Origin of the sequence: Mesorhizobium humile (assembly GCF_033977215.1) — a bacterium.
GTDB lineage: Bacteria > Pseudomonadota > Alphaproteobacteria > Rhizobiales > Rhizobiaceae > Mesorhizobium > Mesorhizobium humile.
This window is the reverse complement of record NZ_JAVIIV010000004.1, coordinates 356,630-378,073: the sequence shown is the minus strand read 5'-3', so window position 1 is coordinate 378,073 and position 21,444 is coordinate 356,630. Positions and strand designations below refer to the sequence as shown.

General features: G+C 65.2%; 19 protein-coding genes. 9 read left to right on the top strand and 10 right to left on the bottom strand.

Annotated features, from left to right (window positions below; translation table 11 throughout):
* The first annotated feature begins 158 nt into the window (after positions 1 to 158).
* Genes RFM52_RS09690 through RFM52_RS09680 form a run of 3 tightly spaced genes read left to right on the top strand, consistent with a single transcriptional unit; the run spans position 159 to position 3,891 of the window.
* Positions 159 to 620 carry a (2Fe-2S)-binding protein gene (locus RFM52_RS09690; protein ID WP_430699262.1) on the top strand — a complete coding sequence of 154 codons (462 nt, stop codon included), beginning with the start codon at positions 159 to 161 and terminating at the stop codon, positions 618 to 620.
* Positions 617 to 1,600 (top strand): FAD binding domain-containing protein, encoded by a 984-nt coding sequence (locus RFM52_RS09685; RefSeq protein WP_320296003.1) that lies wholly within the window; start codon positions 617 to 619, stop codon positions 1,598 to 1,600. Before RFM52_RS09690 ends, RFM52_RS09685 begins: the two co-directional genes overlap by 4 nt.
* Positions 1,597 to 3,891, top strand: coding sequence for a xanthine dehydrogenase family protein molybdopterin-binding subunit (locus RFM52_RS09680; RefSeq protein WP_320296004.1), 2,295 nt, complete (start codon positions 1,597 to 1,599; stop codon positions 3,889 to 3,891). The genes RFM52_RS09685 and RFM52_RS09680 overlap by 4 nt, the downstream gene beginning before the upstream one ends.
* A gap of 87 nt (positions 3,892 to 3,978) precedes the next feature.
* Here the strand turns inward: RFM52_RS09680 and RFM52_RS09675 are convergent, their stop codons facing one another.
* The 3 genes from RFM52_RS09675 to RFM52_RS09665 form a co-directional block, all read right to left on the bottom strand.
* Complete coding sequence (locus tag RFM52_RS09675) at positions 3,979 to 4,698, bottom strand: outer membrane protein (RefSeq protein ID WP_320296005.1); 720 nt, start codon at positions 4,696 to 4,698, stop codon at positions 3,979 to 3,981.
* Between the two features lie 73 nt (positions 4,699 to 4,771).
* Positions 4,772 to 5,614, bottom strand: a complete 843-nt coding sequence (locus tag RFM52_RS09670; RefSeq protein ID WP_320296006.1) for an outer membrane protein — start codon at positions 5,612 to 5,614, stop codon at positions 4,772 to 4,774.
* A 110-nt stretch (positions 5,615 to 5,724) separates the two neighbouring features.
* Entirely contained in the window at positions 5,725 to 6,870 is a 1,146-nt protein-coding gene (locus tag RFM52_RS09665) for a LuxR C-terminal-related transcriptional regulator (protein ID WP_320296007.1), read from the bottom strand.
* A 293-nt stretch (positions 6,871 to 7,163) separates the two neighbouring features.
* On the opposite strand from RFM52_RS09665, the gene RFM52_RS09660 reads away from it, so the two are divergent.
* Together RFM52_RS09660 and RFM52_RS09655 are read left to right on the top strand one after the other, a co-directional pair.
* The gene (locus RFM52_RS09660; RefSeq protein ID WP_320296008.1) at positions 7,164 to 8,111 is read left to right on the top strand and encodes an AraC family transcriptional regulator; all 948 of its coding nucleotides are present in this window, start codon (positions 7,164 to 7,166) and stop codon (positions 8,109 to 8,111) included.
* Between the two features lie 222 nt (positions 8,112 to 8,333).
* Entirely contained in the window at positions 8,334 to 11,999 is a 3,666-nt protein-coding gene (locus RFM52_RS09655) for an autotransporter outer membrane beta-barrel domain-containing protein (RefSeq protein ID WP_320296009.1), read from the top strand.
* 148 nt (positions 12,000 to 12,147) lie between these two features.
* Here RFM52_RS09655 and RFM52_RS09650 read toward each other — a convergent pair whose 3' ends face one another.
* Positions 12,148 to 13,158 carry a zinc-dependent alcohol dehydrogenase family protein gene (locus tag RFM52_RS09650; RefSeq protein ID WP_320296010.1) on the bottom strand — a complete coding sequence of 337 codons (1,011 nt, stop codon included), beginning with the start codon at positions 13,156 to 13,158 and terminating at the stop codon, positions 12,148 to 12,150.
* Between the two features lie 99 nt (positions 13,159 to 13,257).
* Here RFM52_RS09650 and RFM52_RS09645 point away from each other — a divergent pair, with 99 nt between their 5' ends.
* The gene (locus RFM52_RS09645; protein WP_320296011.1) at positions 13,258 to 14,187 is read left to right on the top strand and encodes a LysR family transcriptional regulator; all 930 of its coding nucleotides are present in this window, start codon (positions 13,258 to 13,260) and stop codon (positions 14,185 to 14,187) included.
* 100 nt (positions 14,188 to 14,287) lie between these two features.
* Here the strand turns inward: RFM52_RS09645 and RFM52_RS09640 are convergent, their stop codons facing one another.
* Entirely contained in the window at positions 14,288 to 14,665 is a 378-nt protein-coding gene (locus tag RFM52_RS09640; RefSeq protein ID WP_320296012.1) for an SgcJ/EcaC family oxidoreductase, read from the bottom strand.
* A 223-nt stretch (positions 14,666 to 14,888) separates the two neighbouring features.
* Between RFM52_RS09640 and RFM52_RS09635 the strand changes: the two genes are divergently transcribed.
* The 3 genes from RFM52_RS09635 (at position 14,889) to RFM52_RS09625 (ending at position 16,081) form a co-directional block, all read left to right on the top strand.
* A complete protein-coding gene (locus tag RFM52_RS09635; RefSeq protein ID WP_320296013.1) occupies positions 14,889 to 15,098 on the top strand; it encodes a hypothetical protein in 210 nt (69 codons plus the stop codon).
* Positions 15,099 to 15,136: 38 nt separating this feature from the next.
* Positions 15,137 to 15,526: a VOC family protein gene (locus RFM52_RS09630; RefSeq protein ID WP_320296014.1), complete on the top strand. Its 390-nt coding sequence runs from the start codon at positions 15,137 to 15,139 to the stop codon at positions 15,524 to 15,526.
* 66 nt (positions 15,527 to 15,592) lie between these two features.
* Positions 15,593 to 16,081, top strand: coding sequence for a hypothetical protein (locus tag RFM52_RS09625; protein WP_320296015.1), 489 nt, complete (start codon positions 15,593 to 15,595; stop codon positions 16,079 to 16,081).
* Between the two features lie 44 nt (positions 16,082 to 16,125).
* Here the strand turns inward: RFM52_RS09625 and RFM52_RS09620 are convergent, their stop codons facing one another.
* From RFM52_RS09620 to RFM52_RS09600, 5 genes are all read right to left on the bottom strand, one after another.
* Entirely contained in the window at positions 16,126 to 18,045 is a 1,920-nt protein-coding gene (locus RFM52_RS09620) for a diguanylate cyclase (RefSeq protein ID WP_320296016.1), read from the bottom strand.
* A gap of 311 nt (positions 18,046 to 18,356) precedes the next feature.
* The gene (locus RFM52_RS09615) at positions 18,357 to 19,115 is read right to left on the bottom strand and encodes a slipin family protein (protein ID WP_320296017.1); all 759 of its coding nucleotides are present in this window, start codon (positions 19,113 to 19,115) and stop codon (positions 18,357 to 18,359) included.
* Positions 19,112 to 20,479 (bottom strand): NfeD family protein, encoded by a 1,368-nt coding sequence (locus RFM52_RS09610; RefSeq protein ID WP_320296018.1) that lies wholly within the window; start codon positions 20,477 to 20,479, stop codon positions 19,112 to 19,114. The genes RFM52_RS09615 and RFM52_RS09610 overlap by 4 nt, the downstream gene beginning before the upstream one ends.
* Positions 20,480 to 20,665: 186 nt before the next feature.
* A complete protein-coding gene (locus RFM52_RS09605) occupies positions 20,666 to 20,974 on the bottom strand; it encodes a hypothetical protein (RefSeq protein WP_320296019.1) in 309 nt (102 codons plus the stop codon).
* A gap of 127 nt (positions 20,975 to 21,101) precedes the next feature.
* Positions 21,102 to 21,296 (bottom strand): hypothetical protein, encoded by a 195-nt coding sequence (locus RFM52_RS09600; protein ID WP_320296020.1) that lies wholly within the window; start codon positions 21,294 to 21,296, stop codon positions 21,102 to 21,104.
* Positions 21,297 to 21,444: the final 148 nt, after the last annotated feature.

Sequence of the window (21,444 nt, the reverse complement as noted above, 5' to 3'; positions counted from 1 at the left end):
CTCATACGTCGCCCTTGTCCCTCTCCGCTCAAGCCCCATTTCCATCCGCCTAGCGTCCAGCAATCGGAGCCCGACGCCTTATGACCAGCCAGACGATCATCGATCCTCCCGAAGACGGCCACATCTTGAACAGCAAGGCCAGTCCCACCGCGCTTTCCATCCATCTCACCATCAACGGCCGCGCGCATTCCCTCGATATCGAGCCGCGCGTGACGCTGCTCGACGCGCTGCGCGAGCGGCTGCACCTGAGCGGCACCAAGAAAGGCTGCGACCAGGGCCAGTGCGGCGCCTGCACCGTGCATGTCGACGGCGAGCGTGTGCTCGCCTGCCTGACGCTGGCGGCCCAGGTCGAGGGCCGCTCGATCACCACCATAGAGGGCCTTGCCGACGAAGACGGCACGCTGCACGCCGTGCAGGCCGCCTTCCTGGAGCAGGACGCCTTCCAGTGCGGCTATTGCACGCCGGGGCAGATCATGTCGGCGGTGGCCTGCATCCGTGAAGGCCATGCCGGCTCCGACGAGGAAATCCGCGAATACATGGCCGGCAACCTTTGCCGCTGCGGCGCCTATCCGCACATCGTCGCCGCCGTCCGCCAGGCCGCACAGGAGTTGCGCTCATGAGAGATTTTTCCTATCTCCGCGCCGACAGCGTCGAGGCCGCGCGCAACGCCGCAGCCCTTCCCGGCGCCATGCTGCTGGCCGGCGGCACGACGCTCATCGACCTCGCCAAATGCGGCGTCGCCGAACCTTCTGTTGTCATCGACATCAGCCACATCGAAGGGCTCAACGCTGTCGACGTGACTGCCGACCGCGCCTTCATCGGCGCGCTGGCCAAGATGAGCCATGTCGCCGACAACCCGCAAGTGAAGAGCCTCTTCCCCGCCGTGTCGGAAGCGCTCTGGCAGGCGGCGTCGGCGCAGTTGCGCAACATGGCCACCATCGGCGGCAATCTGATGCAGCGCACGCGCTGCCCCTATTTCCGCGATCCGCAAAATTTTCCGGCCTGCAACAAGCGTGCGCCGGGCAGCGGCTGCTCGGCGATCGGCGGGGTGACGCGCGGCCATGCCGTGCTCGGCACCAGCGAGGCCTGCATCGCCACCTATCCGGGCGACCTGGCGGTGGCGCTCGTCGCCTTCGACGCCGAGGTCGATCTTGGCGAGCGCAAGCTCAAGGTGGAGGACTTCTTCCTCGCGCCAGCAGCCACCGCCGAGCAGGAGCACGACATCCGCCCCGGCGAGGTGATCACCGCAATAGAAATCCCCGGCTCGGCCGCGGCCAGGCGCTCGACCTACATCAAGGTGCGCGACCGCCAGTCCTATGAATTCGCGGCGGCAAGCGCTGCCGTTGGGCTGGAGCTCGAAGGCGATGGTCGCACCATCCGCGACATCCGCGTCGCGCTGGGCGGCGTCGCCACCAAGCCATGGCGCGCGCGTGCCGTCGAGGACGCGCTGAAGGGCAAGGCGCTCGACGAAGACATCGTCCGCAAGGCGAGCGAGCTCGCCATGGAGGGCGCCGTCGACCACGGCGCCAACCACTACAAGATTGCGCTGGCGCCGCGCGTGATCGCGCGCGCAATCCTCAAATTGGGAGAGACGGCATGACCGTTCATGACATGAAACACGCCGCGTCGGACAGCGCGCGGCTCGAAGCGGTCGGCGGGCGCCTGTCGCGCGTCGACGGTCCGGCCAAGATCACCGGCGCGGCCCACTACGCCGTCGAGCAGCAGCTCGAAGGGCTGACGCATGCGGTGCTCGTCGGCGCAACCATCGCCGCGGGCAACGTCAACGCCATCGACACGCGCGCGGCCGAGACCGCGCCCGGCGTGCTCGCCGTGCTGACGCCCGACACCATCATGGAGCTGAAGGGTGCATCGGACTGGCTGGGCAATCCGCCATCGCAACCAACCTACAATCCCCTCGCCCGCGCGGTCACCTACTCCGGCCAGCATGTCGCGGCCGTTGTGGCCGAGACCTTCGAGCAGGCGGTGGCAGCCGCGGCGCTGGTCAAGGTCTGGTATGACGAGACGCCGGCCATCGTCGATCTCAGCGACGGCAAGGCCGGCGACGGCATCCCGATCGACGCCATGACCAAGGAATGGGGCGACGCGCAAGCTGCCTTCGCCGAGGCGCCGGTGCGCATCTGCGCGGCCTACAACACGCCGCGCGAATTCCAGGCGGCGATGGAGCCGCATGGGCTGATCGCGCGCTGGGAAGGTGACGAGCTGACCATCTGGGAGCCGAGCCAATGGCTGGACGGCATGGCGCGTACCTATGCCGAATGGTTCGGCGTGCCGTTCGAAAATGTGCGGCTCGTATCGCCCTATATCGGCGGCGGTTTTGGCTCCAAGGCGCTGGCGCTCGCCCACAGCGCGGTGGCGGCGGCGGCGGCGAAGATGCTCGGGCGCCCGGTGAAGCTGGTGCTCAACCGCCCGCAGAATTTCACGTCCTATGGCGGCCGCGCCGCGACACGGCAGACCGTTGCCATCGGCGCCGACAGGGATGGAAAGATCCAGTCGATCGTACATCGTGGCGTCAACGAGACGGCCGTCGACGGCATGTGGGTCGAGCCGCTCGGTTCGGTCACCTCGATCATGTATGCCACGCCGAACTTCTCCTCGAAGCAGAATGTGGTGCGGGTCAACACGGTGGTGCCGGGGGCAAAACGCGCGCCGGGCGAGAACCCAAGCGCCTTCGGCATCGAAAGCGCCATCGACGAGCTTGCTTATGAGCTTGGGCTGGATCCGATGGAGATGCGGCTGATCAATTATGCCGAACAGGACCCGCACACCAAGAAGGCGTGGTCAACACGCCAGTTGCGCGAGGCCTTTGCCGCCGGCGCCGAGGCCTTCGGCTGGGCGAAGCGCAGCAACGCGCCGCGCTCGATGCGCGACGGCCACCAGCTCATCGGCTGGGGTGTTGCGGCCGGCACCTATCCGGTGCGGCGCGCGCATGGCGAGGCGGTGGTGAAGCTCAAAGCCGATGGTTCGGTCGAGGTCGAAAGCTCATCGATCGACATGGGCCAGGGCACCTACACGATCCTGGCGCAGACGGCGGCCGAAACGCTCGGCGTGCCGGTGGAGCGGGTGTCGGTGAAGCTCGGTGACTCGCATTTCGCCCGCGCCGGCGTCACCGGCGGCTCACGGCTTGCCGGCGTCATGACCGGCGCCGTCTACAAGGCGGCCGGCCAGGCGCTGGACGAGCTGATCGGGCTCGCGCTTTCCGACCCGCGCTCGCCCTTCCAGAAGCTGCAGGCGAACACGCTGCAGGTGCGGGACGGCCGCATCGCCTCGCCGCGCGGCGAAGGACCGGAGCTGTCGATCGCGGAGTTCATGTCCGCTGTCGGCCGCGAAAAGATTGAGGCCAAGGGCGACACGCTGCCGGCAAGCACGACGCCGGAGGAGCGCTACAAGAACTACACCACCATCGCCATGTCGATCCCACACACCGAAGGCGACTATTCGCGCTATTCCTGGTGCGCGCATTTCGTCGAGGTGCGCGTCGACGAGGATTTCGGCACGGTGCGTGTGTCGCGCGTGGTGTCAGCGCTGGATTCGGGCCGGCTCTACAACCCGAAGCTGGCGGAAAGCCAGTGGAAGGGCGGCATCATCATGGGCATCGGCCAGGCGCTCTTGGAAGAAGGCATCGTCGACCGCCGCCACGGCCGCATCGTCAACGGCAATTTCGCCGACTACATGCTGCCGACCAATGCCGACATCCCCGACATCCAGACGATCTCTGTCGGCATCCCCGACCCGCACTCCTCCGCGCTTGGCGGCAAGGGCGTCGGGGAACTGGCGATCGTCGGCATCGCGCCGGCGATTGCCAACGCGGTGTTCCACGCGACGGGGAAAAGGGTACGGGACCTGCCAATCACCCTGGAGAAGTTGATTTAGCGCCCGCGCTGAAGCGGCCAATCTCCCTGTATGGACGCGTTTCAGGCACCCCGACGCGCCCGGGTTCTGTTCGCGCGAGACGGCTGATCAGAATTTGTAGGCGATACCGACGCGGATATCGTGCGTTGTCAGTTCGATCGCATCGTTGTTGATAGGAGCCCCATCGAAGGTCGAGTGACGCACAGAGGTGTGACGGCCGAAATCGGCGAAGCGGTATTCGCCCCGGACGAGCCAATTGTCGGTTACGGCGTATTCGAGACCGGCGCCCAGTGTGTAGCCCGCAATCGTATCGTCGACGTCGGCATAGGCATCTCCGCTCGGAAGGTTGACGGTGGCGTGCTTGTAGTTTGCCACCCCAAGGCCGCCGGTGAGGAAGGGAAGCCAACGATCCATCGCGTAGCCGGCTCTCAGGCGGACAGACCCGACCGCCTTCAGCTCGAGCACGCCACCGAAGGCAGGATCGTCGACCCCCAGAGCCTGATAGGCCGTTGTGTCCTTGACGTTGGCAAAGCTGTAGTCGCCCTCGACACCGAGAACCAGGCCGCCGTCGAACTGCTTGGCGTAGCCGATATACAAGCCGCCGAAGCCGCCGGAAGGGCTGTAGCCCCAGCCGTAATCCTCGAAACTGCCAGGCGCAAAAGTCTGACCGACCCTTGCATCGCCCCAGGCATATCCGGCTTGTGCCCCGACATAGGCGCCAGACCAGTTGTAGGTGGCCGCGACGGGCGAGGTTGAATCGACGTCCGCGGCGGACGCCATGCCGACAGGCACGAGTAGAAAGGCCGTGGCGAGAAGTACTGTTTTCATTGCTTGTCTGCTGTCCCCAAAGTGTCGCCTTCCCCGGCGGAAAAATGCCGCCGCGGGGTTTTGTTCGGACAGATCAGAACTTGTAGCTGAGGCCGACCCGCAAATCGTGCGTCTTGAGATCGACGTTCGTCACCGTGGCAAGACCGGCCGCGGCCGAGAGAGCCTTGCTGCCGAAGTCGGAGTAGCGATACTCGACGCGAGCGATCCACTTGTCGGTGAAGGCGTGCTCGACGCCGGCTCCTACAGTCCAGCCAATATAGGCTTCGTTGTGGAGTGTTATGTCACCGCTGGGAGTGCCGGTAATCGCGGTCAGTTCATATTTGGCCGCGGCCACGCCCGCGGTGATGTAAGGCAAAGTCCGATCGAAAGCATAGCCGGCCCGCAGCCGCGCCGACCCCGACCACTTGAGTTCGCTCTTGAGCAACGTGTTGCCGCCATTGGCGAAGGTCGTAAGTCCATCGACATTGTTGTACGCAAGGTCAGCCTCGGCACCGAGCACGAAACGGTTCGCCAATTCCTGGTTGACGCCGACATGGATGCCGCCAATAAAACCATTCGGATCGACGGGATCGCTAACGTCGGTACCCCCAACGCCGGCGCCGGCGATGAAGAGATTGGATTTTCCGGCCGCGTAGCCAAAGTGAACGCCGGCATAGAGACCGGACCAGTCGTAGGCGGCTACAGGCGAACCCTCATTGACGTCCGCCGCGCATGCCATGCCGACAGGCGCGAGAATGATGGCTGTGGCGAGAAGAATGGTTTTCATTGTCAGGTTGCTGCCCCAAATGTTGCGTTCCCCGCCGCGGAATGCCCTGCGGGAATCCGGCTGCTTGCCGAGGCCCCTGGTGTTGCATCGTCCGCCGGCCGCGTCTTGGGCTGAGCCGCACTGGAATTGTCCTGGAACGCGGCGCGGCATTTTCCGGCTCGGTGTGGCCGATCAGCCGCAGCCGATCGGCGCGTGCCGCGCGGCGCGATGCTGCTGATCCCGCCGCAAGGGGGAGGCAAGCAAATTCAGACGCCCCACCACTATGATCCGGGAGCCGCGAGGGGTGCGCCTATGTTCGAGACGAGCTTGACGAGATCGGCTTGGCGCTTCGTGCCGGTTTTGGCGAAGATGCGGTTGAGGTGGGTCTTCAAGGTGTTCTCGCCGATGCCGAGCGACAATGCGCTCTTGGACGCGGACAATCCGTTACCGATCAGCCGCAGGACACGCGCCTCCGCGGGAGTGAGGTCGAACAGCGTTGTGAGAACGGCCTCTGGGAGTGGGGAAGCGGACGTCGTCGTCGATACGAAGATGGCGGCACAGGCCGGGCGGAAGGCGGCGCGCGCGGTTCCTTCGGTCAACGGCAACACATAGGCTACGGCAGGCGGTTGACCAGGGGCTGAAATCGGCAACCCTATGCCGCGGGCGCCGAGCGAAGCATCGGCGGTCCCGGCCCTAGCGATGGCTTCCAGCAGAGCGCGGGACGCCATGGGATTCTGCACCTGCAGCAGGCCGTTTCTGGAAAGAATAGGGCCTTGCGCGGAAAACATCTGCTCAGCGGCCCCATTCGCATGGAGGATTGCTCCGGTGGCACTGGCAAGAACAATCGGCACGGCCAGGTGGTCGAGCGCCTCGCGATAAAGACTAGCGGTCACGCGGGCCTGATCGAGCAGATCCCCGATGAGGGAGGCGCGGCGTAGATGCGGCGAGAGCAATGCCATGAAACGCTGCTCCTCGACGGATATGATCTCCCGGTCGGCCCGCGTGGTGCAACCCATGAGGCCGATCCGATCCTGTGTATGGACGAATTTGATGATGCAGCCTTCACGCAATCCCTGCGGTTTGGCCCAATTCTGGAAGAAAGGCGTCCGCTGGAGTTCGGCTTCGCTCATATGCGAGAGCGTCGCGACCGGCGTGTCGATATCGCCGACGACCACGGCCTTCAGTCCGGGAATTGCCTCAAAGTCGTAATCCTCCTGGAGCACACGCATCTGCTCGGCATCCCAGGGCGACCGGGCGGCGAAGCGCCCGTGATTGCCTTCAATGTTGGCAAGCGCGATGGTGCTATACGCCGCGTCCATGGTTTCGGTGATCCGGACCATGACCCCGGTCCAGCCTTCCGGGTTCAACACGCAATCGTAGATATCGCCGACAATCGAACTCAGGACTTCGCGGCTCAGCCTTTCCACCGTTTCTCCTACACCTCAGCATGCTCCGCCCCTCGCATGATGGGTGGCGGGCAAACGATGAAACCAGCAACATTTTGACTGCGACCCGGTGCAAAGGCACCGATCCCGCCTGAAGGATTTTGCTGGCGTCATACTTTCGGGTGACGCCAAGCGTGGTTGGGCACGACTAAGGCGTTCAACCGGTTGAACGCCAAGCCATCAATGTTGCTGGTTATTCCTGGAATGGAAAGCGGCGCGTTCGATTTTTTGAGACTGCGGGTGTTAGCGGGGGCGCTTCCTTGTCACGAAAGACGGTGTTTTCATCGGCTGATTTGCCGGAGCATCTTGGCGACCGCGATCGATTTTCGCTCTGGCAGGATATCCATGTCGCCAAGATCTGGTCGGTCGAATACAGCATATCGGAAAAACTGCCTTTCGAAGCAGCGATCGAGGCCACGGCCGTCGGATCGCTGGTGCTTGGCCAGATGGCCGGGACAATCAAGCACGCGACGAGGAAGACGAGCAACATCGCCGATGACGGCAATGACGGATATCTGCTGCTGATCAACAGGGCCGACACCGTGCTGAGCGGAACACAGGCCGGCCGCGAGTACAGCGTCGGCCGTGGCGAAGCAGCCCTGGTCACGGCGGCGGAAGCGCTGAAAATGACCGGTGCCGACTGGAATGTGTGGGCAAATGTGGTGGTGCCGCGCGCAATCCTCACCCAGACCTTCCCACAAATCGATGACAGGCTTGGGTTGAAGATCGGCGCTGAAAACGAAGCCCTCGATCTTCTCAAACGCTATTGCCAGTTGCTCGAGAGCGGCCGCCCCCTCGCCTCGCCCGACCTGATAACCCACGCGACGGAAACGATCGTCGATCTGATCGGGCTGGTCACCGGCGCGAAAGGCGAGGATGCCGAACTGGCCGGTCTGCGCGGCCTTCGGGCGGCAAGGCTGCAGGCAGTGCTGGCGAAGATTGCGGACAATTTCGCCAATCCCGGCATCTCCGCGCAAGGCGTCGCAAAGGAACTCGGCCTGTCGGCGCGCTATGTCCAGGACCTGCTCCAGGAGACAGGCATCAGCTTCTCCGAGCGTGTTCTGGAAATGCGCTTGCAGAAAGCACACAGGATGCTCTCGCAAAGACACAATGACGAAATGCGCGTCAGCGAAATCGCGCTGATAAGCGGCTTCAGCGATGTGTCGTACTTCAATCGCTGCTTCCGCCGCCGCTTCGGCTACACGCCAAGCAGCGCCAGATAGAGCGCGACATGTCTGGAACAGGCCGCGGGACGCAATTTCCTTTCCTATCCGTCGGAACCCTTTCAGTTCCCGAGCCGACCGATGGTGCCAAACCATCACAGTGCACGGAAAAGCTGCCGCATCTCGCTCCAGTCCAATTCCAGTGCGGCCCTGCCCAAGACAAGGGCTGGCTCCGATGACATGCCAGCGCAGGGCGAAATGATCGTCATATCAGGGGATTGCATGCCGAAGCATAGGGTTGGAAGCCGCAAGGCGAAGGCGTTGAAGTATCTAGCGTTGACCTCGACCGCGCTGGTCGGCCTGGGCCAGCCAATCACTGCCTCGGCTGCCGAGACCTGGACCGGTGCCGCCTCCACGGATTGGTTCACCGCCGGAAACTGGAACAACAGTGCTGTTCCGACGTCGGGCGACGACGTTACGCTCAATGCGACGTTCCCGAATCCGACCGTGGTCAACGGGCCGAATGCGGCCGCGCATTATCTGTTTCTCGGTACCATCGACAGCTACACAGGCTCGCTGACGATCAAGAACGGCGGCACGCTCGCCAGCACCGCCGGCTTTGTAGGCTATCTTTCGAACGCCAACGGGGTCGTGACCGTTACCGGAGCAGGCTCGGCCTGGAGCAACAGCTCGGACCTTTTCCTCGCGTCGAGTACGAACAGCACCGGCACCTTGACGATCTCGAACGGCGGCAGTGTCAGCGATACCGTGGGTCATGTCGGCTATGGCGGCACCGGCATCGCGACCGTCGATGGGACAGGCTCGACCTGGACCAACAGCGGCGACCTGTATGTCGCCGAACATGGCACCGGCGCGCTTGTTGTCACCAAGGGGGGCGCGGTCAGCAACGCCACCGGCACCATCGGTTGGCATGCAGGCTCCAACGGCATGGTGACGGTCGACGGCACCGGCTCGACCTGGACAAACAGTTCCAACCTGGCTGTTGGCGATTTCGGCAACGGCAATCTGGTGATCACCAACGGCGGCGCGGTCAGCAATCTCACGGCCTATGTCGGCAATTCGACGGGCTCGACCGGCATGGTGTCCGTCGCCAACGCCGGCTCGACCTGGACCAGCGCGGACCTGTATGTCGGCGGTCTCAGCACGGGCACACTGTCGATCTCGAAGAGCGGCGCAGTCAACAGTGCTTCGGCCTATGTCGGCTATGGTGCCGCCTCGATCGGCACCGCGATGGTCGACGGCATGGGCTCTGTATGGACCAACAGCGGCAAGCTCACCGTCGGTAGTCTTGGCACGGGCACACTGACGATCACCAATGGCGGCGTGGTCACGAGTGACGGGGCCTATGTCGGCAAAGTTGCGGGCTCTGCCGGGGCGGTCACGGTCGACGGCGTGAACTCGACATGGACAAATGGCGCAAACCTTCTCGCCGTCGGCCAGAATGGCACCGGCACGCTGACGATTTCGAACGGCGGCACTGTCAACACCACGATGAGCTATGTCGGCAACTATTCCGTTGGCACCGCGATCGTCGATGGCGCGGGCTCGACATGGAACGGTAGTTCGGCTCTCTATGTCGGTGTCAGCGGAGGTGGCATCGGCACGCTGACCGTCCGTAACGGCGGCACCGTCAAGAACACTGTCGGCCAGGTGGGTTACTCGGGGGGCTCTACCGGCACGGTGATGGTCGATGGCGCGGGCTCGAGCTGGCTCAACAGCTCAACCCTGCTCGTCGGCAACGCGGGCACCGGCACACTGACGATCTCGAACGGGGGAACCGTCAAGAGCGCAGCCGCCATCATTGGTGGCACCGCCACGGGTACAGGTACCGTGACGGTGGGTGGTGCGAATTCTGTCTGGGCCAACAGCGGCGACCTCTATGTCGGCAGCCTCGGAACCGCCGCACTGAATGTCTCGAACGGCGGCGCGGTCAGCAATGCCTGGGGCTACCTCGGTTACAATCCAGGCTCGACCGGCACGGCGACGGTGGACGGCGGCGGCTCGATCTGGACCAGCAGCGCGGGCCTCGATGTCGGCGTCGACGGCGCGGGTACACTGACGATTTCGAACGGCGGCACGGTTTCGGTCGGCGGCACCGTCACCATAGCCAGCCATGCCGGTTCCGTCGGCACGCTCAACATCGGCGGCGCGGCAGGCTTCGCAGCGACGGGCGCCGGCATCTTCGGTCCGGCCGTGCTGCAGTTCGGCGCCGGCACCGGCGCGGTCAATTTCAATCATACCGGCGCGAACTACACCTTCGCTGCGGCGGTCAGCGGACTGGGCACGATCAACCAGATCGCCGGCACGACGAACCTGACAGCCGATTCGAGCGGCTTCACCGGCGCGACCAACGTGATCGGCGGACGGCTGGCCGTGAACGGTTCGCTGGCCAACTCGCTGGTGACGATCTCGGGCGGCGTGCTGGGCGGCAACAGCACGGTGGGCGGCATCGTGGCGCAATCGGGCGGCATCATCGCGCCGGGCAATTCTATCGGCACGCTCAATGTCGCGGGCGATATCGACCAGGCGGCGGGCTCGACCTACCAGGTCGAACTGACCTCGACCGGCCAGTCCGATCTCCTGCTGGCGACGGGCACGGCGACAATCGCCGCCGGCGCGATCCTCGATGTGGTCAAGACGGATGCCGCGCCTTATGTGCTCGGCACGCATTACACGGTGCTTCAAGCCGATGGCGGCGTCAGCGGGACCTACACGCTCAACGGGGGCGGCCCGTTCATCGGTCTTCTCGCCAATTACGACGCGACGCATGTCTATCTCGACGTGGTGCAGGCAAAGTCCTTTGCATCGGTCGGCCTGACGCCCAACCAGATCGCCACCGCCGGCGGCGCGGCAAGCCTGGGCAGCGGCAACACGCTCCATGACGCCATCATGGCGTTGCCGAGCGAATCAGTTGCCCGGGACGCCTTCGACCAGCTGTCGGGCGAGATCCATGCCTCGGCCAAAGGCATGCTGGTGCAAGACAGCCGCTTCCTGCGCGACGCCGCCACCAATCGCATCGCTGCTGCCTTCGGCGATGCTGGTGCTGCACCCCTGCCCGTCATGGCCTATGGCGAAGGCGGGCCCGAAATGGTCGCCGCCGACACCGACCGTTTCGCGGTCTGGGGCCAGGCTTTTGGTTCCTGGGGCAATACGGACTCGGACGGCAATGCCGCCGCCTTCAGCCGCGCCACCGGCGGATTGCTGGCCGGCGCCGATACACTGGTTGGCGGCTGGCGCGTCGGCCTGCTCGGCGGCTACAGCCGCTCCTCCTTCGATGCCGACGCCCGCCATTCCTCCGGCGACGCCGACAGCTACCATGTCGGTCTCTACGGCGGCACCAACTGGGGCGCCATCGCCTTCCGCACCGGCGCCGCCTACAGCTGGAACAGCATCTCGACAAAACGCGCGGTCGCCGTCAACGGCTTCGCCGACCAACTGTCGGCCGACTATGATGCCGGCACGGCGCAGGTGTTCGGCGAACTCGCCTACAAGGCCGATGCGGGACGGTTCAAGTTCGAGCCGTTCGCCAATCTCGCCTATGTCAGCGTGCACACCGACGGCTTCACCGAGAAAGGCGGCGCCGCGGCGCTGACCAGCGCCGGTTCAACCGCCAGCGCCACCTTCATCACGCTGGGGCTGCGCGCCTCGACCGACGTCGCGCTCGGCGGCATAAGCGCGACCGCGCGCGGCACGTTCGGCTGGCGCCATGCCTTTGGCGATGTCACAACGAGCTCGACCTTCGCCTTTGCCGGCGGCGATGCCTTCACCATCGCCGGCGTGCCTGTCGCCAGGGACAGCGCGGTGATCGAGGCCGGGTTCGACCTGCCGATGTCGGCCAATGCCACGCTAGGCCTATCCTATGCCGGCCAGTTCGGTTCCCACGGCGTCGACAACGGCGCCAAGGCAAACCTCAATGTGAGGTTCTGACGACGACGCGGCGAAAGGGCCGGTGCCGATCACGCTGGAGAAGTTGATCCAGGCGGCTGTGCTGGAAACTGCTGATCTCCCCCACTTGTCCACTTATGGGGGAGATCGGCTGCTCGCCGGCTTTCGCCAATCTCTGACGGAGGCTCCCCTACCAATCCAGGCCGAACACCAGCTTGCCGAAATGCAAGCCGCCGGCGGCCATGTGGGCATAGGCCTCGGTCGCCTCGTTCTGCGAAAACACCTTGTCGACGACGGGCTCGATCCGGGCGGCGCCGATGGCGCGGGCGGCGTCTTTGAGGTCGGAGACCGATCCGGTGTTGTTGCCCACGACCTTCAGGGCCTTGATGATGATCGGCAACAGGTTGACCGTTGCTTCGGCCCCGGTGACGAAGCCGATGGTGAACAGCGTGCCGCCGGGTGCGGTGGCGTTCACCGCGCGGGCAAAGGTGGCGGTGCCGCCGGTCTCGACGACAAGGTCGGCGCCGAGCCCATCGGTCAGTTCCAGCACCTTGCCGTCCCAATCCGGCGTCGCGCGGTAGTTGATGTGGTGATCGGCGCCGAGCGCCTTGGCCCGCTCCAGCTTCTCGTCCGAAGACGAAGTGATGATGACGGTGGCCCCGGCCGCCTTGGCGAGCTGCAGCGTGAAGATCGAGACGCCGCCAGTGCCGAGCAGCACCACCACCGAGCCCGGTCCGACATTGGCGGCGCGGAGCGCGTTCCACGCGGTGGTCCCGGCGATAGGCAAGGTCGAGGCCGCCTCGAAGGAAAGATGCGCCGGGATCGGCGCGACCGAATTGGCCGGCAGCGCGACATATTCGGCGAGCGACCCGGGTAGCGAGATGCCGCGCATCTGCGTCATCTCGTAGGGACGCGGCGGGCCGCCGATCCAGCGCGGCTTGGCGTGGGCGACGACGCGGTCGCCCGTGCTGAACCCCGTCACGCCCTCGCCGAGCGCGACGATCTCGCCGGCGCCGTCGGCAACCGGGATGAGCGGGAAGACCGGTCCAGGGTAGTTGCCGCTCGCCACAGCGACATCGACGAAATTCAAGCTCGCCGCGCGCTGGCGGATCAGCACCTCGCCGCGTTGCGGTTCGGGGGTGGCGACGCTGGCGGGGCGGAAGGCGTCAAGCCTCGGCTGGCTGAGTTCGATGGCTTTCATAGATTCACTCCGTGGGTGGTCGATTGATGGGTTGAGCGAACCTAGCTGCTGCGCTATTTCTCGATAATCGGCGGATTTCGCATTTGAGTATTGCAGATCATGCAGCAATCAGTTGAACCCTCCGCCCTTGCGGAAATGGCGGCCTTCGCGGCCGTCGCCGAGGCGCGCTCCTTCACCAGGGCGGCAGCAAGAGTCGGGCGCGACGCGACCATCCTGTCGCGCCGCCTGCAATCGCTGGAAGAGCGGCTGGGGGTGCGGCTGCTCCACCGCACGACGCGCAGCGTGTCGCTGACCGAGGCGGGCGCGGAATTCCTGTTGCGCGTCCGCGCCATCCTCGCCTCGATCGACGAGGCGGAGGCGGCCGCCGCCGCGCATGCCGGGGGCCGGCCGCGCGGGCTGCTGAGGCTGGCCCTGCCCGGCACGTTCGGGCGCATGTGGATAGCCCCGTTCCTGCCGCAGTTCCTTGCCGAGTTTCCGGATGTGCGCATAGAGGCCGAATTCTCCAACCGCTTCGTCGATCTCGTCGCCGAGAATTTCGACGTCGCCGTGCGGTTGGGCAGCCTGGAGGATTCTCGCCTGGTGGCGCGCAAGGTGGCGACGCGGCGCCGGCTGCTCTGCGCGGCGCCCTCCTACCTCGCCCGCAGGGGCAGGCCGGAAACGCCGCAGGCGCTGCTCAAACATGCCTGCCTCGGCTTCTCCGGCTTCCAGACTTTTCCGGCCTGGGAAATGACCGACCGCGAGGGCCGGCACGCGCGTGTCGAGGTTTCGGGACCGCTGGTCAGCGACGATGCCGAGGTGTTGGTCGAGGCCGCCGTGCAGGGCGTCGGCCTGATGATGAGCACCGACTGGCTGGTCGGCCGCGAGCTCGCCGGTGGCCGCTTGGTCCCGATCCTTGAGGACTGGACACTGGCGGACGAAGGCGCGGTCTATGTGGTCATGCCCTCGGCCAAGGGCCAGGCCGCCAAGGCCCGCGCCTTCGCCGACTGGATCGGCAAGCGCTTCGCGCCGGTACCGCCGTGGCGGAGGTAATGGCGGATGCCCATCGCAGGCATCGGGCCGGCGATCGCGAACCCGGTGTTCCGCGCGCGGGGGAGCGGCGCGGGATCCGAGGGGGCGATAAGGGCGCGGCCTACCCCGCCAGCAAATTCGCGTCCCTTGCCACCCGCCAACGCCCATCGGCCTCCTTCTTCAGCAGCGTCAGCGTATAGCCCGACCGCCGCACCGGCTCGCCCCCCGGCGGTGTCGCCGCCATCTCGATGCGGTTGCGGATATAGGCCCAGTCGCCGAGCACATTGAGCTCGACGATGTCGCTCACCCCGTCGATCTTTGTCTCGCCCATGCCCCTGGAGGCGGCGGCAAAGGCTTCCTTGCCGAACGGCTCCTTGCCGGGAACCATGAAGACCACGTCCTCGGTCATCAGGCCGAGCACGGTCTCCAGATCGCCTTTGCGGCTCGCCGTCATCCAGGTTTCGACCACCTGGCGGATCGCGGCTTCGTCTTCGGTCATGATTTTTGTCTCCGTACGCCGGTGAAATAGCTGGAGCAAACGCCGATATCGGCAAGCGCCGGCGAAGGAGCGTGCAATCTGCCCCGCAAGGAGACTGGCCGTCGCCTATCTCCCGCCCGCCGAAGAAACCCCAGATTTGAAACGAAACGCTGGCCGACCCACGGAACCCGCCCGCAGCCGCCCGCGTTTGCAACAGAGCGCTTCACAAAAATGGAGACGGACAATGGCAAGCGCAGCTGACCGCGATCCGCGGCATCACACCCAGAAAATGCGGAAAGCGTTCCAGGAGATACAAGACCACCTCCGGGATGATATAACGAAGGTTGACGAGCCCCAACTCAAGGCGATGTTCGAAACGTCGGCGGAGGTGCTGGGCGGCCTGATCAAGGCGTTCCGCGACTATGAGCAGAAGAACGAGGCTGCCTGGCGGTAGCTTGGCCTAGTTTTGAAAGAGATCAGGGAGGCAAGACCATGTCCGCGTCCGAGACTGTCAATGTCCGTTACATGGTCGACAATGTCGAGGATGCCCTGGCCTGGTACACGCAGCACCTTGGCTTCAAGCAGCTTTCCAGCCATGCGCCGGCCTTCGCGGATGTGACGCGCGGAGCCCTTCGGCTGCTGCTGAGCGGCCCGACCAGCTCGGCCGGCAGGCCGATGCCTGACGGCGAGCGGCCAGGCCCCGGAGGCTGGAACCGCATTCATCTGATCGTCGAGGATCTTGCGGCGGAGGTTGCCCGGCTGCGCACGGCCGGCCTCTCCTTCCGCAATGAAATCGTGACTGGTCCAGGCGGCAAGCAGATCTTGCTGGTCGATCCTTCCGGCAATCTGGTGGAACTGTTCCAGCCGGCCGAGAGCAGGTGAGCGCACTCAGCCACTCGCCGCCCTTCGCCAATCCCTGTATGATCCCCCCTAGCCTAGGGGGACATCATGAAAGCCGCATTGCCGACACTCATTCTGGCACTCCTCACCAGCCTGCCCGCCCATGCCGCGTCCTGCGCCTGGTCCGCTCAGATGGAGGAGGACGAGGGCGGCAGCGTGATGACGGCTTCGGTCTGCGGCGGGCCGAAGGGCGACGCGCATCTGATGCTGACCTGCTTCGAGAAGCCGATGCTGAGTTTCGATCTCGGCGCCGCCGGCGGGCAGTTGGAGCCCGGCATCAGCGGCTCCTTCACCTTCAAGGCCGGCGACAAGAGCCTGACGAAAAAGCTTGAGCTCGAGGCGATGTACAACTACTTCACCGCCGAGCTCTCCGGCCCCTCCGACCCGCTGCTCTCGCTGCTGCTGCGCGGCAAGGGCGAGGTGACGGTCTCCGCCGACAAATATGGCGAGGCGAGCTTTCCGCTGAAAGGCTCCGGCGTCGCGATCGGCAAGGTGCTGGCCGAATGCGGCAAGGGTTCGGGCGGCGAGGCGGATTGATGCCTGAGCACCGACGCCCGTGCGTTTTGGAGCACTCTAGCTTTTCATGCCTTGCGTGGAAGCGGAATTGGTTGGAAGCCAACGTCCGGCTCGGCCAGACGCGTGGCGTCGCGTCCGCCTGCCTTGGCAGCGTAGAGCGCCTTGTCCGCCCGGAGGATCAGGCTGGTCGGGTTGTGGCGAGCGGCGGGGGCGCTGGTGGCGACCCCAATACTGATGGTGACGACCTTGCGCTCGCTGCGATCGTGTTCGAGCGCCCGCTCGCGCACCGCGGCGCGCAAATTGTCGGCAACGCGGATCGCGCCGGCCGCCGACACCTCGGGCAGGATGACGGCGAATTCCTCGCCACCATAGCGCGCCACGAAATCGCTGGCACGCGTGCGCTGACGCAGGCAGTCGGCGATCTGGCGCAGGCATTCATCTCCGGCGAGATGACCGTAACGGTCATTATAGGCCTTGAAGGAGTCGACATCGATCAGCAGCAGCGCGAATTCCCTGTCGGACCGGCTTGCGTCCGCGACCAGGCCGGCCAGCTTCTGATCGAAGGCGCGGCGATTGCCGACACCAAGCAGCGGATCGGTGTTGGCAAGCTGCGCCAGTTGGTTGCTGAGCGTGGTGAGCTCTCCCTCGGTGCTCTTGATCTCGGTGATGTCGGAGACGACCACGAGCGCCAGGCCGGCCTCGGTGGGCCGCGTCCTCAACATCAGCCAGCGGCCATCGAAGAGCTTGATCTGCTGCTCGCCGGGCGTGTGAAGCGCGCCGACCACTGCATCTATCCATTCCCTCTCGTGGCCCTTGGGAATGCCCACCTGCTCGCCGGTCACCGTCACAGCTTCGAGGATGTCGCGCAGTCGCGTGCCCGGCACCCGCAGGTCGCCGGTCAGCGGAAAGAATTCCCGGTACTGCTCATTGCAAAAGACCAGCGCGCCTTCGGCGTCGAACATGGCAAGGCCGTCCGACATTTCCGAGAGCGCATAGGATAGCTGGTTCTTGGCCTCGAGCAGCGCCTGTTCGACTTGCTTGTGCGCCGTTATGTCCCGCGTGACGCCGACGAGGCCGATGACGTTGCCGTCGACATCGCGCACCGGCGTCTTCGAGGTCGAGAACCAGCGGAGATTGCCCTTTACGTCGGGGAGCTGTTCCTCGAAATCGGCGATCCCCTCGCCCGATTTCAGCATCCTCTGCTCCTGCCCGAAGAGGATTTGGGCGCGCGCCGCGTCGGCTATGTCGAAATCGGTCCTGCCCGTCATCTGCACAGGATGATCGTAACCATTGTGGGCGGCGACCGTCTGGTTCACGGCGACGAACTGGCCGCGCATATTCTTGACGTAATAGAAGTCCGGCGCCTGGGCGACGGCGGCGCGCAGCAGGTCGCGCTCCTTGGTGACAAGCTGCGTGTGCAGCACGACGAGGCCGGCCACGGCGGTTGCCGCGGCGTTGAGCGCGATCAGCGGCAGGATCAGGCGGATATCGGGCGCGGTCGATTGCGGCAGGATGGAAGCCGGCACGAACACGGCCAGCCCGACGCAAAGCGCAAACAAGAGCACCTGCCAGGCGCGTGGTTGCCTTTGGCCCATGATGCGATTGGCGAGAACGCCGGCGGCGACTGCCACCGCGATGCCGATCAGGCCGGCGGGCAGGCCCTGTCCGCCGATCGCCAAGCGATATCCCAGCGGAAAGGCGGCGGCGACCAGGGCGCCCGGCAGGCCGGCGAACAGGCCGGCGGTCGCGACCAGCGAGGTTCTGAAGTCCAGGAGGACGCCGGGCCGCAGTTCGACGCTCAGCAGCATCGAGGTCAGCGCGCCCCAGCCCATGATGCAGCCGAAAGCCAGCAGCCTGAACTTCTGCGAACGTCCCTCAAGCCAGGGCTGGACGTAGTTCCAGCCGGAGACGAACAGCGCCACCGCAACGAGATTTGCAGTAAGATGCTGCCACATGGCTCCGTTACCGATTTCCAATCGGGTCATTAAAAGCGCCTGAAAAGTTGTTTCCGGGTTAAAGCCGCCACCCAAGGTGGTTCCAGGTTGCGTCTTGGCGGGCAGTGGCAAGGTGCTGAACACGGCCAGAAACAGCCTCCCCATGGCGAAGTCCCTCGCCCCTGCTTTCGCTTTTGCGCGGCAAGGGCGTCGTGACTGTGTCCACGGACAAATATGGCGAGGCGAGCTTCCCCTGAAAGGCTCTGGCGCAGCGATCGGCAAGGTGTTGGCGGAATGCGGCAAGGGCTCTGGAGGCGAGGCGGATTGATTCCGCCCGCTGGGGGAGGAGCAGTGTCAATGCCTCACTTGCCCTGCGCTTTCATGAACTGCCCGAGCAGTTCCACCGGCAGGGGGAACACCACCGTCGACGAGCGCTCGCCGGCGATATCGTGCAGGGCCTCGAAATAGCGCAACTGCATGGCCTGCGGCTCGGTTGCAAGCATGCGACCGGCCTCGACCAGCTTCGCCGCTGCCTGCTGCTCACCGTCGGCGTTAATCACCTTGGCGCGGCGCAGCCGCTCGGCCTCGGCCTGCTTGGCGATTGCGCGGATCATGCTCTCGTTGAGGTCGACATGCTTGATCTCGACATTGGAAACCTTGATGCCCCAGGCATCGGTGCGCTGGTCGAGTATCTCCTGGATGTCGCTGTTGAGCTTGTCGCGCTCGGCCAGCATCTCGTCGAGCTCATGCTTGCCGAGCACCGAGCGCAGCGTGGTCTGCGCGAGCTGGTTGGTGGCCGCCATGAAATCCTCGACCTGGATGATCGCCCGCTCGGCGTCGACGATGCGGAAATAGAGCACAGCGTTGACTTTGACCGAGACGTTGTCGCGCGAGATGACATCCTGCGGCGGCACATCCTGCACCACCACACGCAGGTCCACCCGCACTATCTGCTGGACGAAGGGGACGAGGATGATCAGGCCGGGGCCCTTGACCCCGGTGAAGCGGCCGAGCGTGAAGACCACGCCGCGCTCATATTCCCTGAGAATGCGGATTGCCGCCGCCAGGAAAATGATCACGGCCACCGCAATGATGAGATAGGCCACGTAACCGACCATCATTTTATTGCTCCGTTATTGCCTGCATCGCGACGCCGTACCGTCAGCACGAGGTCGCTGACATCGGTCGCCTCGACATGGTCGCCGGGCTGCATTGGCTCGCCTGCCTTCGCCCGCCACCGTTCGCCCAAAGCCAGCACATGCCCCTCGCCGCCCTGCCAGTCGAGAATCTCGACGGGAAGGCCGCGCATGGCCTCGCCGCCGACGCGCGGCGGGTTCTTGCGCGCCGCCCAGACATAGGTGCCGGTGAGAAGCGCCAGCCCGAGCGTCAGAGCGGCGGCCGGGCCGATGACCGCCCACGACATTGCAAAACCCGGCCCTTCGACCTTGAGCAGCATGGCCGAGCCGAGCAGGAAGGCGGCGACGCCGCCCAACCCCAGCACCACGGTGGGGTTGAAGGCCTCGACGATCAGGAAGGCAACGCCCAGCAGCATCAGAGCGAGACCGGTATAGTTGATCGGCAAGAGGTTCAGCGCATAGAGCCCGAGCACCAGGCAGATGGTGCCGATGACGCCCGGCGCCACGGCGCCCGGGCTGGTGAACTCGAAGACGAGGCCGTAGACGCCGACCAGCATCAGGATGATTGCGGTATTCGGGTCGGTGATGACAGCCAGCAGCCGGATGAACCAGCCAGGCTCCAGCGTCTCGACCGGCAGCCCTTTGGTCGCCAGCACTTCTTTCCTGCCGGCCACCTCGACGGTGCGCCCGTCGGCAAGTTGCAGAAGCTCGGTGGTGTCGCGGGCGACGAAGTCGATGACATGTTCCTGCAGGGCGGCGTTGGCCGACAGGCTCGCCGCCTCGCGCACCGCCTTCTCGCCCCAGTCGCCATTGCGCCCGCGCATCTCGGCGAGCGAGCGGATGAGCGCGACCGCGTCATTGGTCACCTTGGCCATCATCGCGTCGCCCGCCGGCTGCCCGGCGTCCTTCTGGTCCTTGTCCTTGTCGCTGCCCGGAAGCGACGGCAACCCGCCGAGCTCGACCGGCGTCGCGGCGCCGAGATTGGTGCCGGGCGCCATCGCCGCGACGTGGGTGGCGTAGAGGATGTAGGTGCCGGCGCTGGCCGCATGGCCGCCGGAGGGCGCGACATAGCCGATGACCGGCACGGGCGAGGCCAGGATGTCGGCGATCATCTCGCGCATCGAGGTGACCAGGCCGCCCGGCGTATCGAGCTGAAGGATGAGGACAGCGGCGTCGCGTTTGGCGGCGGTGTCGAGCGCTTCCTCAAGCTGCCTGGTGCTCGCCGGCCCGATGGCGCCGTCGATGGCGACGCTCAACGCAACCTTCCCGCTCCCGGCGGAAGAGAAGGGAGAAACGACGGCCGCGGCCATGAGAGCAGCGGCGAAAACGGCCACCCGCGCGATGCTCACGCTCAAAGCCATGGCTCAAATATGGGTTGTGTCGCGGCGAAGTCCAATGGGCGTTGAAGGCGTAACGCGCAATCTCCTCCGACGGCCGCCCGAGCGAAGATCACGCGCTCTGGCGCTTTCGCCGATCACTGCAATCGCTTTGCGCCCCGGCCCATGCTTCACACGCACGAGCCGGGCCGCGAAACCTCAGTAGTCGGAGCCGCCCTCGACGACGACCGGACGGTGATGGTGCCGGTGGATCGAACCCGTGACGACCACGGCGTCCTCACGGCGGTGATGGCGATAACGCCAGGCGCGCTCGCCATTGTCGTAGAAAGCGACCGTGCCGTGATGGCGGTGATGAAGACGGTGGCCCTCGTCATTGATGATGACGGCGGGCCGGTGGTGGTAGTAATGCCTGTGATGCGTCCTGATGACGACATCGGCCTCGGCCGCGGAAGCCACGGCGGGTGCGGCGACACAGAGCGCCAGGGCAGCAAGAAGCACTGTTTTCATTGCTCTATTCCTCAATTCCTGAAGCATCCCTTCGCCATTTAAACCGCTGTTCGCCGCTTTGGTTCCGGGCTGATGTGCACCCGACGTGGCCACGATGCGGGCTGTTCAGCGCGGCCGGCAGCCGGGCTCAACCGCCCTGCCGGCGCCGAAGCGCGACATAGCGGAGATAGGTCGCAGCCGCGGCATCGCAGGCGCGTCTCCCGCCGCCATTGGCCTCGATCATCGTCTTGGCAAGCCGCGGCGGCAGGCCGTATTTGCTGGCGAAGAAGGCCGGCTCGTAAGGCTGGTCTTCCGCATCGTCCACGGGTCTATCAAGGCTCATGTCGGTTCCCTTTCGGCGTGCGAGAAAATTGGCGCGCTTGCCAATGCCGAACGGCGCTTTTGGTTGCAGCGCCTGGCCCTCTTCGAAAGCCTGTCCGACTTCAGTCCGACAAGCTCTCGGACCGTCGCCCGATCAGCGGAACGAAGGC